This is a genomic window from Rhizobium sp. Root708 (genome assembly GCF_001429725.1).
GTDB lineage: Bacteria > Pseudomonadota > Alphaproteobacteria > Rhizobiales > Rhizobiaceae > Rhizobium.
Window position 1 is genome coordinate 47,010 of record NZ_LMHV01000040.1, and the last position, 14,448, is coordinate 61,457.

The window sequence follows — 14,448 nt, forward strand, 5'->3', positions numbered from 1 at the left end:
ATTATATCCCGTTACCAACAGAATTGGCCGGATACCATTTCTGATATCCGGCCAATCCATCTTTTCCCAAGACAATCAGTGCGTTTGCGGCTCCAGACCGCTCTCCGGCTCATCACCCTTGGAGGCTGGCCGGGTACCGGTCTTCGGAACGGCGGACCCACGGCTCGGAGGCGTATCGTCACCGAGATCGCGAGACGGCTTCTCGCCGCGAATCAGCGCCTTGATCTCCTCGCCTGTCAGAGTCTCGTATTCGAGCAGGCCTTCTGCGATCGCCACGAACTCGTCGTGGTGGTCGGTGAGAATACGGCGCGCTTCCTGGTAGGCTTCATCGATCAGGCGGCGAACCTCGGTATCGATCGTCTGAGCGGTCGCTTCGGACACGTTCTTCGACTGCGAAACCGAATGGCCGAGGAACACTTCCTGCTGGTTTTCACCGTAGGCGACCTGACCAAGCGCATCAGAGAAGCCCCACTGCGTCACCATCGCACGGGCAAGCTTGGTTGCCTGCTCGATATCCGACGACGCGCCTGAAGTGATGTTTTCCTTGCCGAACGTCAGTTCCTCGGCAACGCGACCACCCATCATGATGACCAGGCGCGACACCATCCACTTGTAGCTCATCGAGTAGCGGTCGCCTTCCGGCAGCTGCATGACCATGCCCAGCGCACGGCCACGCGGAATGATGGTTGCCTTGTGCAGGGGATCCGCTACAGGCACCTTCAACGCGGTGATCGCGTGGCCGGCTTCGTGATAGGCCGTCAGCTTCTTTTCTGCTTCGGTCATGGCGGACGAGCGGCGCTCGGCACCCATCATGATCTTGTCCTTGGCGTCTTCGAATTCCGCCATGGTGACGACGCGCTTGTTGCGACGTGCGGCCATCAGGGCAGCTTCGTTGACGAGGTTCATCAGGTCAGCACCGGAGAAACCAGGCGTACCGCGGGCCAGAACCTTGAGATCGACATTCGGCGCCAGCGGAACATTGCGCGCATGCACCTTCAGGATCCGCTCGCGACCGATGATGTCAGGGTTCGGAACGACGACCTGGCGGTCGAAACGGCCCGGACGCAGCAGCGCCGGATCGAGAACGTCGGGACGGTTGGTCGCGGCGATCAGGATGATGCCTTCGTTTGCTTCGAAGCCGTCCATCTCGACCAGCAGCTGGTTCAGCGTCTGTTCGCGTTCGTCGTTACCGCCGCCGAGACCGGCGCCACGATGGCGACCGACGGCATCGATTTCGTCGATGAAGATGATGCACGGCGCGTTCTTCTTGGCCTGTTCGAACATGTCACGGACGCGGCTTGCGCCGACACCGACGAACATTTCGACGAAGTCGGAACCCGAGATCGTGAAGAACGGAACATTGGCTTCGCCTGCGACAGAGCGAGCGAGCAGCGTCTTACCGGTGCCGGGAGGGCCGACCAGCAGCACGCCGCGCGGAATCTTGCCGCCGAGACGCTGGAACTTCTGCGGATCACGCAGGAATTCAACGATTTCCTCAAGGTCCTGCTTCGCTTCATCGACGCCTGCGACGTCATCGAAGGTGACACGACCATGCGCTTCGGTGAGAAGCTTGGCCTTGGACTTGCCGAAGCCCATCGCGCCGCGTGATCCACCCTGCATCTGCCGCATGAAGAACAGCCAGACGCCCAGGATCAGCAGCATCGGCAGCAGCGTGCCGAGATAGCTCAGGAAGCCAGACGAACCATCGGTTTCAGGCCGAGCCGAAACGAGAACGTTTTTGCTCTGCAGACGATCAAGCAGATTGTCGTCGACGACGGGCGTGTAGGTTTGGAAGGTCGTGCCGTTTTCAATATAGCTGCCGGAGACGCGGTTGCCCGTGACGACGACTTCCTTGACGCGGCCCGCATCCACTTCACGCAGGAACTGCGAATAAGGGATATCGCGGGAGCTGGTCTGCGCCGGCGACGTCTGGAACATACTGAAGAGGGCAATCAGCAAAAGCGCTATGATTGCCCACAAGGCGAAATTACGTAAGTTAGGGTTCATTGAACTCCCCAGCACTGGAACGACCGCCTCATGGCGACCGTCTTATTTGGTCTCTAACATAGGATTGCGTCAGTCCGTTGCCAAGGCAAAGCCGTCGGTTAGATGGTTTTTCCGTCAATAAGACCTAAAGGTGCTTTTGGATAGGGGCGTGTTCCAAAGGCACCTGCAAGACTATCTGCGAAGATGAAATCAAATCGTGTCAAAAAACGGTCAAACGGCGCAAAATAAGGGACAATCAGGACATCATCGGCGCGGCCCGGATCAAGGTCCCTCCCCTCGCCGTCCAGGATGCGCGGAAACGCGGCCACTGCACGCTTGAAAGCCGATTTCGGCAGCCACCGATCCGGCTCGGTGAAGGCGCTCGAGGGCCGCGCCTCAACGCGGACCATCATCCCGCTGTCGTTCTGCACCCTGTAGCGATTGTCCCAGATGCCTTGCTCACCGGGTGCCAAAGCCAGGGACAGGATGCCGCGGCTCTCGCGGGCAAGGAAAAGGCCGTTGCGTCTGAGATCGAACACGACGCGGGCCGCCGTCATGCGTCCGGGCTCCGCCGCCTTCACGAACGCCAGCATCGCCGCAAGTTGCGATCCTCCCGGCGCAAAGGGCTGTCCGCCGACTACCGCAGCAAGGCGGCCGAGCGCATATTCCAGCATGTCTTCGTCGGCATGAAAGCCATCGGGCGAGATAGCGCCAAGGCCGTAGGGATAAAGGACGAAATGCTCGGTCACCCACGCGCCGGCGTCAGCAGCCAATCGCGAACGACCGGCGGCGGCATCGCCTACCCCCCCTTCGCCGCCGCCCTCGCCTTGCAGGCGCTGGCGGATACGAACCCGCTCGTACTTGAGGTCCTCGTTGCTGGGATCGTCGATCCACGAGATGTGAGCCGTGGCAAGCAGGCTGCGAATATCGTCCCTCAGGCATGGCAGGAACGGGCGCGCGACCCAAAGGCGGCGGTCGAAAAGGACGAGATCAGCAATCCCGGTGTTTTCCCGCTCCGAGCGCGCGGCGCGCATGGCCACTGTTTCGCGTTGGTCGTCGAATGTGTGGGCGGTCACTATGATATCCGCGGCCATCTCGCCGGCAGCTTCGGCAAGCAGGCCATAACGAGCCTCGCGTCCCGCAGCCGAGATGCCTGCCTTGGGCTTGATGCCATGCCAGAGCTTTGTGACATGGGGAATATCGAGTGTCTCGCAGAGAGCGGCGACCTGTCGCGCTTCATCAGCGGATTCCGCGCGCAACGCATGGTCGACGGTTGCTGCGCAAAGAGAAATGGAAGAGTCCGGCTTCGCCTTCAGCGCATTGGAAAGCGCGATAAGAAGGCCGGTAGAGTCGCTGCCGCCCGATATTGCCACCAGAATGCGGGCAGGTCGGTCAAGCGAGTCGAGAAAGCGGCGTGCTGCCGTTTCGGGGGAAAGAATGCCATCCGGGCTCAAGACCGGACAGCCTTAGCAGGCGAGACGCTTCTGTTCGCTCGCAACCTTGGTTATCACGGCGCGCGATGCCTTCGGATAGCGCTTCGAAACTTCCTTCAGGGTTGCGCAAGCCGTCTCGGTGTTGTCGAGCGCTGCGAGCGACATGCCGAGCTTCAACAGCATCTCGGGCGCCTTTTCGGACGTGGAGAACTTCTGATGCGCATTCAGGAAGGTCTTCGCGGCATCGTTATACTTGCCCTGCGAATAGAGCGCCTCTCCCAGCCAGAAGTTGGCATCGGCGGCGCGGGCGCTGCTCGGATACTGGGAAATATACTGCGTGAATTCCCGCTCGGCTGTCGAATAGTCGCCGGACAGAACATGGCCGTAGGCAGCCTTGTACTGGTCGGACTCGCTGCCGAGCGACGCCGTCTGCGACGACTGACCGGCATCGACGTTCGGCAACGGCGTGGAGCCGACCTCGGCACCCGGATTGACGGTGCCGCCAACCTGATTTCCGCCCTGGTCGAAATCGATCGAGCCGAGTTGCTTCGGCGGCTGGCCGAGGCCAGTGTTTTCGGGCACATCCGTCGAGGGAGCCGTTTCGGCTCCCCGGTTTGCCTGGATGGTGTGGGCGACGTCGTCGCCACCTTGCGCCGTCTGGTTCGAAGCTGGCAGATCGGCCTCACTCTTCTTCATCGGCTTGCCGCTGCCGCCGGCCGCGCTGCCGCCGCCCTTTTCCAGCTCCTGGAAGCGGAATTCGTTATCTTGCTGCGCCTTGCGGATCGTTTCCTGCATCTGCAGCAGCTGGAAGCTCATCTCCTCGATGCGGCCGTTCAGCTGACGAAGCTGCTCTTCGAGCTGCTGAATACGAACTTCAGCGCCGCCCGCGGCCTGCACGTTGACGACGGGCAAATTCTGCTGACGGTCCGCGGGCTTGCCGCCCACGTTCCAGCCGAATAGCGACGTCGCATTCGCCGACTGGCCCGCCCCGGCCACCGCTGCGAGGCAAAGCATGCCCGCCACGACAAGTTTCTTCATATGGTTCGTCCTGTCCCAGTGATTCTTCGCGCCTCGATGGCACGAACAGGAGATTTTTCCAATTACTTTCAAAAAGCAACGGAGTTCGGCCAAAGTGTGTTCAAAAAGAAAAGGCGGCCCGCGATGGAGCCGCCTTTCCAATTTGTAATAAAACCCGGCATTTTGCTGCCGGGAAGGCAATTACATGCCTGCGCCACCGAGAACGGTAACAGCGCGGCGGTTCTGCGACCAGCAGGAGATGTCGTCGCAAACGGCGACCGGACGTTCCTTGCCGTAAGAGATCGTCTTCAGGCGCTGAGCCGGAACGCCGCGCGAAGCGAGGTAGTCCTTGGCGGCAGCTGCACGGCGAGCGCCGAGAGCCAGGTTGTATTCGCGCGTGCCGCGTTCGTCGGCATGGCCTTCGACGGTGATCGCGTACTTCGGATAACGGCCGAGCCACTGAGCCTGACGGTCGAGCGTCTGGGCGGCGTCCGCACGGATCGAAGTGCTATCGGTGTCGAAGAAGATGCGGTCGCCGACGTTGACGGTGAAGTCCTGGGCGGAGCCCGGCGTCGCGGCGCCGGCACCGAGGCCGAGGTCACCGGCGCTGTTGGCCATGTTCTTCTTGTTGGCGCAGCCGGCGAGTGCCAGACCGGCGACGAGCGCGATCATGACCGGGTTGCGGGCGAAGTTCTGCATGCGGCTCATTGCCGGGGTATGAATTCGGCTCATGGCCGGTCTCCTTGCGACTTGATTAAGGTTGCCGGACTGTAACCGTTCTCGGTTAATCGGCTTTCAAGAACTATGGTTAACGAATGGTTGATTTGTCCCTCTGTCGCCCCAATCCAGGATTTTTGCGGCGACAAGAAGGCACATCCACAGTCTTTCCTACTCCAGAAGCGGCGACCAGGCCGGATCCGAAGCGTATGCCGGGGTCTTGATCATCTGCTCGTTGTAGCCGGTCAGATCGATCGAGTAGAGCTGCGGACCGCCCGCACCCGCCGCCTGGCGGAAGAACATAAGGACGCGTCCGTTCGGTGCCCAGGTCGGACCTTCGTTGTGGAATCCAGTCGTCAGGATACGTTCGCCCGAACCATCCGGCTTCATCACGCCGATCGAGAACTTGCCGCCCGACTGTTTGGTGAAGGCGATCAGATCGCCGCGCGGGGACCAGACCGGCGTGGAGTAGTTACCGTCGCCAAACGAGATACGCGTCTGGCCGGAACCGTCGGCATTCATGGCGTAGATCTGCTGGTGGCCGCCACGGTCGCTTTCGAAGACGATACGGCCGCCGTCAGGCGAATAGGATGGCGAGGTATCGATCGCGGCCGTCGACGTCAGGCGCGTCGTCGTGCGCGAACGCAGGTCCATCGTGTAGATGTTGGCGTTGCCTTCCTGCTGAAGGCTCATGACGACCTTCTGTCCATCCGGCGAGAAGCGCGGCGAGAAGGTCATGCCCGGGAAGTTACCGACAACTTCGCGCTGTCCGGTTTCCAGCTGCAGCAGGTAGACACGCGGCTGCTGGTTGGCGAAGGACATGTAGGTGACTTCCTGCCGGTTCGGCGAGAAGCGCGGCGTCAGGACGAGGTCGCTGCCATTGGTCAGCATGCGAACGTTGAAGCCGTCCTGGTCCATGATCGCCAGCTGGCGCTTGCGGTCCTGCTTGGTGCCGGACTCGGAAACGAAGACAACACGTGTGTCGAAGTAGCCTTCTTCACCGGTGATCTGCTTGTAGATCGCATCGGCGATGATATGGGCGACGCGGCGCCAGTTTTCCGGCTGCGTGTAGAACTGCTGGCCGGTCATCTGCGTGCCGGCAAAGGTATCCCAGAGACGGAACTCGGCGCGAAGGCGGCCATCGCTTTCCTGCGTCACACGACCGGTGACGAGCGCCTGGGCATTGATGACCTTCCAGTCCTCGAAGCGCGGCGCGGCATCCGGATTGGAAATCTTCTCGATGAAGGCGTTCTTGTTGATCGGCGCGAAGAGACCGGAGCGCTGAAGGTCAGCAGCCACGACCTGCGACACCTGCGCGCCCATGTCACCCTGCAGAAAGTCGGTAATCGCGATCGGCAACGGCTCGACGTTGCCCTTGTTGATGTTGATTTCGACAAGCGCGTTCGCTGGCGTTGCGATAACGGCCGTCGCAACCATGCCGACGGCGACCATCAGGGCGCGGAAAAGAGAACACTTGGTCATAGAGCACAAGCCTTTCAGCATTTTAAAGGGCTAGATCGCTGGGGTCGAAATTGACGATGACTTCGCCCCAGGCATCATATTTGTCTTTGGGAAGGTTCGTGAACGGCGACGACTTCATGACGGCGCGCTTGGCACCGCTCGCCAACGCCATGCGCGTTGCCTCGTTGGTGCCGCCGATCGCTTCAACTTCGGGCGAGCCGATGATGTTGCCATCCGGGTCAAGCTTCATATGGACCTTGATGCGAACGTCGCTCGCACCTTCCATGCCTGGGATCACCGACCAGTTGCCGGCGATCGCGCTGCGCAGCGCGTCCATCTCGCTCATCGAGAGCTTGGAACCGCCGGTCGCCTTCTTGGCGCCGAGCGACGCAACTTCGGTCGAGCTCTTGGCACCGCCGTTCGACGGGTCCTGCTTGTTCAAGAGGGCCGCGATGTCGTCGGCGTTGAAATCGCTCTGCTTCGAGGACGAGGCCTTGGCCTTTTCCTGCTTCTTGTCGGCCAGCTTCTTGTCCGTCGGCTTCTCGTCAGCCTTGGCCTTGTCCTCGGTCTTCTTTTCAGGCGGCTTTTCGGCCGGCTTCTGCTCCGGCGGCTTCACCTGTGGCTTGACGACCGGCGTCGGCACCTTGTCCGGCAGCGCTTCCGCATCCGGCTTCGGCGGCTCCGGTGTTTCCTGCGGCTTTTCCGGAGGCTTTTCGGGCGTCGGCGGCGTGATATCGGGCTTCGGCGGCGTGATCGACGCAACCTGCTGCGGCTCGACGTCCGTCTCCTCCTTCATGATGTCCTTGACCTCGTTCGGTACAGGATCATTCTGGGGAACCGGCTTCTCGGAAGCCTTCGGCGCTGCGGCAGTTTCGTTGTTGTTGGGCTTGGCGTTCGGGATCGGCGGCGTCTTCAGGTCGACCTTGTTCTCGCCCATGTTCTCGGCGTTTTCGACGTTGGTCGGCTTGGCCGTCGGCTTCGGCGCGGGCTTTTCGCTCGGCTTGGCGGTCTTGTCACCCTGCTGCATCTGCGTCATTTCTTCGACGGGCACGAGGTCGACGGGCATCGCCTCGAAATCCTCGACCTTGAATTGCTCCGGGGAGCCGATCGAAATCAGCGCCCAGGCGAGCAATGCACAGTGCAGAGCAGCAGATGTGACGATACTGGCCTTCATAGCGTTTGCTATTGGTCCTTCTTCTGCTGCGTCACGAGGCCGATGTTCTTGTAGCCGGCACCCTGGATGCGAGCCATGACATCGGCGATCACGCCATAAGGCGCAGTCGCGTCGCCGCGAACGAAGATGCGTTCATTGTAGCCGGTCGTTGCGATCGCCTCGAGCTTCGCTGCAATCTCTTCGGCCGGGATCGGCGTTTCCTGCAGGAAGATCTGGCCGTCGTTCTTGACCGAGATCGTGATCGGCTGCGTTTCGGAATTCAGCGCTTTCGCCTGCGTTTCCGGCAGGTCGACCGGCACGCCGACCGTCATCATCGGTGCGGCGACCATGAAGATGATCAGAAGCACCAGCATGACGTCGACGAGCGGCGTCACGTTGATTTCGGAAATAGCGCCGCCTCTGTGGCCGCCGCGACGACGACCGCCGCGGCCACCGCCGCCTCCGCCACCGCTTGGAGCACCCATACCCATATCGTTAACTCCGTTCCCGTCGGTTACTGCGCGGCCTGGCGCGGCTGCAGCTTCTCGTCGATTTGTCGCGAAAGGATGGCGGAGAATTCATCCGCGAAACCTTCCATGCGGCCCGAGAGCTTGCCGGCATCGGCGGAGAACTTGTTATAGGCAATAACCGCCGGAATAGCGGCAACAAGGCCGATCGCGGTCGCCAGAAGCGCTTCAGCGATACCCGGTGCCACGACCGCGAGGTTGGTCGACTTCGAACCGGCGATTGCCTGGAACGAGGTCATGATACCGACGACCGTACCGAACAGACCGATGAACGGACCGGCCGAACCGATTGTTGCCAGCGAGCCGAGGCGGGCCGAAAGGCCTTCGGATTCACGAGCGAGCGTGACATCCATGGCGCGATCGATACGCATCTGCAGACCGATCGGGGAGCGCGCACCGCGCTCGAACGACTTCTTCCACTCGCGCATGGCGGCGACGAAGATCGATGCGAGGCCGGTATTGTTGCGCTCCGACAGCGTCCGGTAAAGTTCTTCCAGCGACTGGCCCGACCAGAACACCTGTTCGAACTTGTCGAACTGGCGCCGTGCGCGACCGTAAGCCAGATATTTGTCGATGACGATCGCCCAGGTCCAGACCGAGGCTGCGATGAGCCCGAGCATGACCAGCTTGACGACGAGACCTGCCTGCATAAACAGCGACCAGAGGCTGACGTCGGCCGTTGCTGCTGCCAATCCTACTTGTTCCATTGATCCAAAATCCCCGAATCCAAACGCCCGGCGCTTGACCGGGCGGCACAAAGTGATCTCGCAAGAAGTGTCTGGCGGCCGCCGCCTCAAGCCCTGGTCAAGCTTCCAAGCTCTATCCGCTTTCCTTGCCGTCAAATTTGGTCAAAGGAAGGCGTGCACCGCACAAACTCTGACAATCCGAGTAAGACACTATTATGGTTAATAGTTCGTTAGCGCCGGACTATGACAGCGGATTATCGGCGAAGATTTGTCCCTTGGATTACTTGGCCGGCTCTATTCTAGACAACCGAAACAGCGCTCATCTTGCAGCGCGCGAATTCCTTCACACAAAAGTCAAGATTTTACAAGCCTGTCTTCGTCATGCCCGCTATGCGCTACTTGCAGGTTGGAACCCGTCCCGACGTCCTGATAGACCGGGCAGTTTGGAGCCGCTGGGCGAGCTCGCGCAACCGATCAGACCTCGATCATCATCTGCTTGGCCAAACCGTCAGGCAGCCGCCGCGGACGTCCCTTGGCGTTGATGACCGCAATGATGACCTTTGCGGCGATCAGCAGCACCTCGTCCCTGCGGATTTCCTGGCTCAGCACCATCTTGGCGCCGCCGGCCTTTTCCGTCCGCGTCAGAACGGTCAGGATATCATCCATCCGCGCCGGCTGTTTGAAGTCGATTTCCATGCGGTGAACGACGAAAACCAGCCCTTCCTCGTCGGCGGTGATCAGTTCGCGCTGCTCGACGCCGAGGCAACGCAGGTAATCCGTGCGGCCGCGCTCGAGGAAATGGAGGTAGCGGGCATGATAGACGAGGCCGGAAAAATCGGTGTCTTCGTAGTACACGCGCTGCAGAAGCCGGTGACCCTCTTCCGCGAGTTCGCCCGATATGGAAAAGCCCTTGCCAGCCATCATTCTCTCCAGATTTTCGGGCCTTCTTTGACCCAAGAGTTTCCAGCTTGCAAGCATTGAACAATTGTCACGCTTCCTAAGTAAATCTCGACAAGGGCACACATACGGGAGACGACGCGATGAAGATTGCAGTGATGGGCGGGGACGGATTCATCGGCTGGCCAACATCATTGCATCTCTCGGACGCGGGCCATGACCTTCACATCCTCGACAATCTTTCCCGGCGATGGATCGATACGGAACTCGGGGTCCAGTCGCTGACGCCGATGGACTCGATCCAGGAGCGCACCCGCATCTGGCATGCCGAAACCGGCCGGCGCATCCACTTCAACCTGATCGATCTCGCCAAGGATTACGAGCTCTTGAAGAAGTGGCTCGTCGACAACCGTCCGGACGCCATCATTCATTTCGCCGAGCAGCGCGCCGCGCCCTACTCGATGAAGAGTGATCGCCATAAGAACTACACGGTCAACAACAACGTCAACGCCACGCATAATTTGCTGAACGCGCTTGTCGAGCTTCAGCTTGACGCGCATCTGATCCATCTCGGCACTATGGGCGTCTATGGCTATTCCACGGTCGGAGCCGCTATCCCCGAAGGCTATCTTCCGGTCGGGGTCGAGATCGCAAACGGCGAGACTGTCAGCCAGGAGATCCTCTATCCCTCCAATCCGGGCTCGATCTATCACATGACGAAGTGCCTGGATCAGTTGCTGTTTCACTTCTACGCCAAGAACGACTGCCTCAGGATCACCGACCTGCATCAGGGGATCGTCTGGGGCACCCACACCACACAGACACGCCGCCATCCGCAACTCGTCAATCGCTTCGATTACGACGGGGACTACGGCACCGTGCTGAACCGCTTCCTGATCCAGGCGGCGATCGGGTATCCGCTTACCGTTCACGGCACCGGAGGCCAGACCCGAGCTTTCATCCACATTCAGGATTCCGTGCGCTGCATCGAGCTCGCGCTGAACAACCCGCCAGCGCGTGGTGCCCGCGTCGAGATCTTCAACCAGATGACGGAAACACATCGGATCCGCGATCTGGCGGAGATGATCGCCCGAATGAGCGGCGCCGAGATCGCCTGGCTGCCGAACCCGCGCAAGGAAGCCCCCGAAAACGAGTTGATCGTCAAGAACGACAAGTTCCGCAATCTGGGTCTTGATCCGATCACCCTGCAGGGCGGTCTGCTCAGCGAGATCGTCGATGTCGCGAAGAAATTTGCCTATCGGGTCGACCGATCCCGCGTTCCCGCCGTTTCCGCCTGGACGAAAGACATTGCCGCGACGATCAACCATGATCCGGAAGGCAAGAGGCTGAAGTCCGTTTCATGAGTGACCTCCCGTCGCCGCGGTACGCCTACGTCACGCTCGTCACCAACAACGACTACGCCATGGGCGCCAAGGCGCTCGCCGCATCGCTCCGTCGGACGCAGACCGCCGCCGACCTCGTTGTCCTTCATACTGATGGCGTGGACCACGCAGCGCTTACGCCGCTGGCGCAGCTCGGCTGCCGGCTTGTGGCCGTCGATCACCTGCCGTTGTCAGCCGAATTCAACGAGCGGCACGCGCGCTCCATTCTCCACACTGCCGCCCCCTTCACGAAGGGACGCAAGCCGGATTTCCACTCGCCGCTCGACAATTTCTGCAAGCTGCGGCTCTGGCAGCTGACCGAGTACGAGCGATGCGTTTTCATTGATGCCGACGCGATCGTGCTGCGCAACATCGACAGGCTTTTCCGCTATCCGGAGTTCTCCGCTGCCCCCAACGTCTACGAATCGCTGGCCGATTTCCATCGCCTGAACTCGGGCGTCTTCGTCGCGGAACCGTCGATGGAGACGTTTCAAAGGATGCTTGAACATCTGGATCAGCCAAGCCTGTTCTGGAAGCGCACAGATCAAACATTCCTGCAGGACTTTTTCCCGGATTGGCACGGCCTGCCGGTCTACTTCAACATGCTGCAATACGTATGGTTCACCATGCCCCGGCTTTGGGACTGGCAAAGCATTTCCGTCCTGCACTACCAGTACGAGAAGCCGTGGGAGACGAATCATCCCAAGGCCGATAAACTGCGGCCGCTGATCGAGCTGTGGCATGCTTTTTATGCCGGCGATGATGTGCCGGACCTATCGACCATGGCAAACCCTGAAGAGGCAGCATGAAGGTATTGGTATCGGGGGGAACGGGTCTCGTCGGACGTTATATCGTCGAAGAGCTGCTCGCCGCCGGCTATACCGTGATCATCGGCGGGCGCCATGCTCCCCTGCCCCGGTTCTTTTCCAGACCGGTCGAATTTGCCCCTCTGTCCCTCGATCCGGCGCATGACCACATCGAAGCCTTCGACGACGCCTATTTCTTCGTGCACGCAGCCCTCCATCACCTGCCCGGCAAATACCGTGGTGGCGAAGGCGACGATCCCGAGGCGTTCAAGCGCTTCAACCTTGATGGAAGCGTTCGGCTTTTCGAAGCGGCCAAGCGCGCCGGCACACGCCGCTGCATCTTCATCTCCAGCCGCGCCGCTTATGGCGAGCATGCGCCCGGCACCGTGCTGAAGGAAGGCATGCCCGACAGGCCGGAAACCCTCTACGGTCAGGTCAAGCTGGATGCCGAGCGCAGCCTTGCGCATCTTGCCGCCCCTGGTTTCGCAACAGCAAGCCTCAGGCTGACAGGAGTCTACGGCGATCTTCGTCCCAACAAATGGGACAGACTGATCGGGGACTACGTCAATGGCCGCGCGCTTCCATCGCGGGTTGGAACCGAAGTCCACGGCAAGGATGTCGGCAAGGCCGTGCGCGTGATGCTGGAGGCCGAGACGACCCGCATCTCGGGCGAGACGTTCAACGTCTCCGACATTACTCTCGATACCTGGGACATACTGGAGCATATTCGTTGGGAACGCGATTGCCTCAACAGGCTGCCGCTCCCGGCAGACAAATCGCAGCTGACGCCGATGGATACGGCGAAAATCCGCGCGCTGGGCTGGGTGCCCGGCGGCATGCCGCTGTTCGAGCAAACCATCCATGCACTGGCCACGGACAACGGCGGCGTGTAGCGCCGCACAGGCCCGCGCAAGCCTGAAGTTGCAGACTGCCACGGATGGTGCAATCCGGGGAATAGTATGCAAGTCGGCTCCACTTCAGCGCTCAATATCCTGCGCAACGCCTACGCGGCAGACAATCTCAGCACATCTACGGACAGCGCGAGCAGCGCCCGCCTGAAGATATTGCAGACCTCCGCGAAAGCGTTGCAGACGCTGCGCGATAGCATGACGACATCGGCGGAAGCGACGAAGGCCCGCGCTGCCCGCAAGCTGGAGGAAGCCAAGCAGCAGCTGGAAATGCTGAAAAGCGGCGGCCTCCCACCTGAAGTGGTTGCCCGGCTCGCTGCCGAACTCGCCCACAAGATCAGCGCCGCAGCCGCGGAGTTTGCCTCGGCCGTTGCCGCCAGCGCAACGGGCATGGCATCGGCGGCCAACAGCGCCGCGGCAGTTGCCGATAACGGCGCAAGCGCTGCTGGCGCTGCGGCAGAACAATCGGCAGCACCGGCAACAGAAGCATCGTCGACAAGCTCCGACGCCGACACGGCGCAAACCGAAGAGCCCGACAACGCGACTGCCGCGCGCAACGCCTACCAGAGCGTGGTCGAGGACGGAAAGCAGGCCTCATCAGGCATATCGGCCGAAGATCGCCAGACGATGGAAGAGTTCAAATCCGTCCTGCAGGAAGTCCGCCAGCTGATGGACAAGGCGATGCGCGAGCTGCGCTCCCGCAACGGCCAGCCGGGATCGAGCACCGACACCTATCCGCTTGACGCTCACATCGGCGCTTCGGCAATCCCTACCAGCATCACGATCTGACGCAGCGGGTCGGGACAAGCCGGCGAACGTCGCATTGTTGCGTTGAAATGATCGGCGAGACCGCTATCGTCAGCTGGAAAAACAGCGCGGTGGATCGCATGACCCCAAAAGAACTGAAAGCTGAAATGCGGAGCGGCCGGCTTGCGCTGCGCGACGCAATCCCCGAAGAAACCCGCATCGAGATGAGCCTCGCCATGGCCGAGCACGCCGGCGAGGCAGTGGCATTCGAGCCCGGCACCGTCGTCTCCGGTTTCCTGCCGATCCGCTCGGAGGCCGACATCCGTCCGCTGCTGGCGCGCTTCCAAGCGCGAGGCGCCAAGCTTTGCGCGCCCGCCATCCTCGACAAGCAGACGATCGTCTTTCGCGAACTCGTGCGCGGCGTTCCGCTGGTTAGCACGGGCTTCGGCACCTCGGGGCCGCCTGATGATGCCGCTGTACTCGATCCTGATATCATGCTGGTGCCGCTCTCCGCCTTCGATGATCGCGGCCATCGCATCGGCTATGGCGCTGGCTACTACGACCGCGCCATCGAGCGTTTGAAGCAAAAAGGCCTGCATCCCAAGCTGATCGGCATTGCATTCGACTGCCAGGAAGTGGCACATGTGCCCGATGAGTCCCACGACGTCAGCTTGGACGCCATCCTGACAGAAAGCGGGCTGCGCTTTTTTGCCTCTTGGATTGGATAG

General features: G+C 60.9%; 14 protein-coding genes. 5 read left to right on the forward strand and 9 right to left on the reverse strand.

The features are described from left to right. Window positions 1–75 precede the first annotated feature (75 nt). The 9 genes from ftsH to ybgC form a co-directional block, all read right to left on the reverse strand. Window positions 76–2,007: an ATP-dependent zinc metalloprotease FtsH gene (ftsH, locus tag ASE04_RS19450; protein WP_056820649.1), complete on the reverse strand. Its 1,932-nt coding sequence runs from the start codon at window positions 2,005–2,007 to the stop codon at window positions 76–78. Window positions 2,008–2,105: 98 nt separating this feature from the next. After that, complete coding sequence (gene tilS / locus ASE04_RS19455; protein ID WP_056820651.1) at window positions 2,106–3,440, reverse strand: tRNA lysidine(34) synthetase TilS; 1,335 nt, start codon at window positions 3,438–3,440, stop codon at window positions 2,106–2,108. 12 nt (window positions 3,441–3,452) lie between these two features. Next, window positions 3,453–4,457, reverse strand: a complete 1,005-nt coding sequence (gene ybgF, locus ASE04_RS19460) for a tol-pal system protein YbgF (RefSeq protein ID WP_056820658.1) — start codon at window positions 4,455–4,457, stop codon at window positions 3,453–3,455. Window positions 4,458–4,637: 180 nt separating this feature from the next. Next, entirely contained in the window at window positions 4,638–5,168 is a 531-nt protein-coding gene (pal, locus tag ASE04_RS19465) for a peptidoglycan-associated lipoprotein Pal (RefSeq protein WP_056820662.1), read from the reverse strand. A gap of 156 nt (window positions 5,169–5,324) precedes the next feature. After that, a complete protein-coding gene (gene tolB, locus ASE04_RS19470; protein ID WP_056820664.1) occupies window positions 5,325–6,635 on the reverse strand; it encodes a Tol-Pal system beta propeller repeat protein TolB in 1,311 nt (436 codons plus the stop codon). A 22-nt stretch (window positions 6,636–6,657) separates the two neighbouring features. Further along, complete coding sequence (locus ASE04_RS19475; RefSeq protein ID WP_056820669.1) at window positions 6,658–7,788, reverse strand: hypothetical protein; 1,131 nt, start codon at window positions 7,786–7,788, stop codon at window positions 6,658–6,660. A gap of 8 nt (window positions 7,789–7,796) precedes the next feature. Beyond that, window positions 7,797–8,252, reverse strand: coding sequence for a protein TolR (gene tolR, locus ASE04_RS19480; protein WP_056821449.1), 456 nt, complete (start codon window positions 8,250–8,252; stop codon window positions 7,797–7,799). 29 nt (window positions 8,253–8,281) lie between these two features. Further along, a complete protein-coding gene (gene tolQ, locus ASE04_RS19485; protein ID WP_056820672.1) occupies window positions 8,282–9,001 on the reverse strand; it encodes a protein TolQ in 720 nt (239 codons plus the stop codon). A gap of 453 nt (window positions 9,002–9,454) precedes the next feature. After that, on the reverse strand, window positions 9,455–9,901 hold the full coding sequence (gene ybgC, locus ASE04_RS19490; RefSeq protein ID WP_056820674.1) for a tol-pal system-associated acyl-CoA thioesterase: 447 nt from the start codon (window positions 9,899–9,901) through the stop codon (window positions 9,455–9,457). 119 nt (window positions 9,902–10,020) lie between these two features. Here ybgC and ASE04_RS19495 point away from each other — a divergent pair, with 119 nt between their 5' ends. The 5 genes from ASE04_RS19495 to ASE04_RS19515 all read left to right on the forward strand — a co-directional run bounded on the left by ASE04_RS19495 (window position 10,021) and on the right by ASE04_RS19515 (window position 14,448). Continuing rightward, entirely contained in the window at window positions 10,021–11,241 is a 1,221-nt protein-coding gene (locus tag ASE04_RS19495; protein WP_056820676.1) for an NAD-dependent epimerase/dehydratase family protein, read from the forward strand. Then, entirely contained in the window at window positions 11,238–12,068 is an 831-nt protein-coding gene (locus ASE04_RS19500) for a glycosyltransferase (RefSeq protein ID WP_056820679.1), read from the forward strand. The genes ASE04_RS19495 and ASE04_RS19500 overlap by 4 nt, the downstream gene beginning before the upstream one ends. Continuing rightward, window positions 12,065–12,958, forward strand: coding sequence for an NAD-dependent epimerase/dehydratase family protein (locus tag ASE04_RS19505; protein WP_056820681.1), 894 nt, complete (start codon window positions 12,065–12,067; stop codon window positions 12,956–12,958). Before ASE04_RS19500 ends, ASE04_RS19505 begins: the two co-directional genes overlap by 4 nt. A 66-nt stretch (window positions 12,959–13,024) precedes the next feature. Then, complete coding sequence (locus tag ASE04_RS19510) at window positions 13,025–13,762, forward strand: hypothetical protein (RefSeq protein ID WP_056820683.1); 738 nt, start codon at window positions 13,025–13,027, stop codon at window positions 13,760–13,762. Window positions 13,763–13,860: 98 nt separating this feature from the next. Continuing rightward, a complete protein-coding gene (locus tag ASE04_RS19515; RefSeq protein WP_056821451.1) occupies window positions 13,861–14,448 on the forward strand; it encodes a 5-formyltetrahydrofolate cyclo-ligase in 588 nt (195 codons plus the stop codon).

Coding starts and splice junctions, on each gene's coding strand:
- ASE04_RS19500 (WP_056820679.1), top strand. CDS start 11,238: ATGAGTGACCTCCCGTCGCCGCGGTACGCCTACGTCACGCTCGTCACC.
- ybgC (WP_056820674.1), bottom strand. CDS start 9,901: ATGGCTGGCAAGGGCTTTTCCATATCGGGCGAACTCGCGGAAGAGGGT.
- ybgF (WP_056820658.1), bottom strand. CDS start 4,457: ATGAAGAAACTTGTCGTGGCGGGCATGCTTTGCCTCGCAGCGGTGGCC.
- ftsH (WP_056820649.1), bottom strand. CDS start 2,007: ATGAACCCTAACTTACGTAATTTCGCCTTGTGGGCAATCATAGCGCTT.
- pal (WP_056820662.1), bottom strand. CDS start 5,168: ATGAGCCGAATTCATACCCCGGCAATGAGCCGCATGCAGAACTTCGCC.
- tolB (WP_056820664.1), bottom strand. CDS start 6,635: ATGACCAAGTGTTCTCTTTTCCGCGCCCTGATGGTCGCCGTCGGCATG.
- ASE04_RS19495 (WP_056820676.1), top strand. CDS start 10,021: ATGAAGATTGCAGTGATGGGCGGGGACGGATTCATCGGCTGGCCAACA.
- ASE04_RS19475 (WP_056820669.1), bottom strand. CDS start 7,788: ATGAAGGCCAGTATCGTCACATCTGCTGCTCTGCACTGTGCATTGCTC.
- ASE04_RS19510 (WP_056820683.1), top strand. CDS start 13,025: ATGCAAGTCGGCTCCACTTCAGCGCTCAATATCCTGCGCAACGCCTAC.
- ASE04_RS19515 (WP_056821451.1), top strand. CDS start 13,861: ATGACCCCAAAAGAACTGAAAGCTGAAATGCGGAGCGGCCGGCTTGCG.
- ASE04_RS19505 (WP_056820681.1), top strand. CDS start 12,065: ATGAAGGTATTGGTATCGGGGGGAACGGGTCTCGTCGGACGTTATATC.
- tolQ (WP_056820672.1), bottom strand. CDS start 9,001: ATGGAACAAGTAGGATTGGCAGCAGCAACGGCCGACGTCAGCCTCTGG.
- tolR (WP_056821449.1), bottom strand. CDS start 8,252: ATGGGTGCTCCAAGCGGTGGCGGAGGCGGCGGTGGCCGCGGCGGTCGT.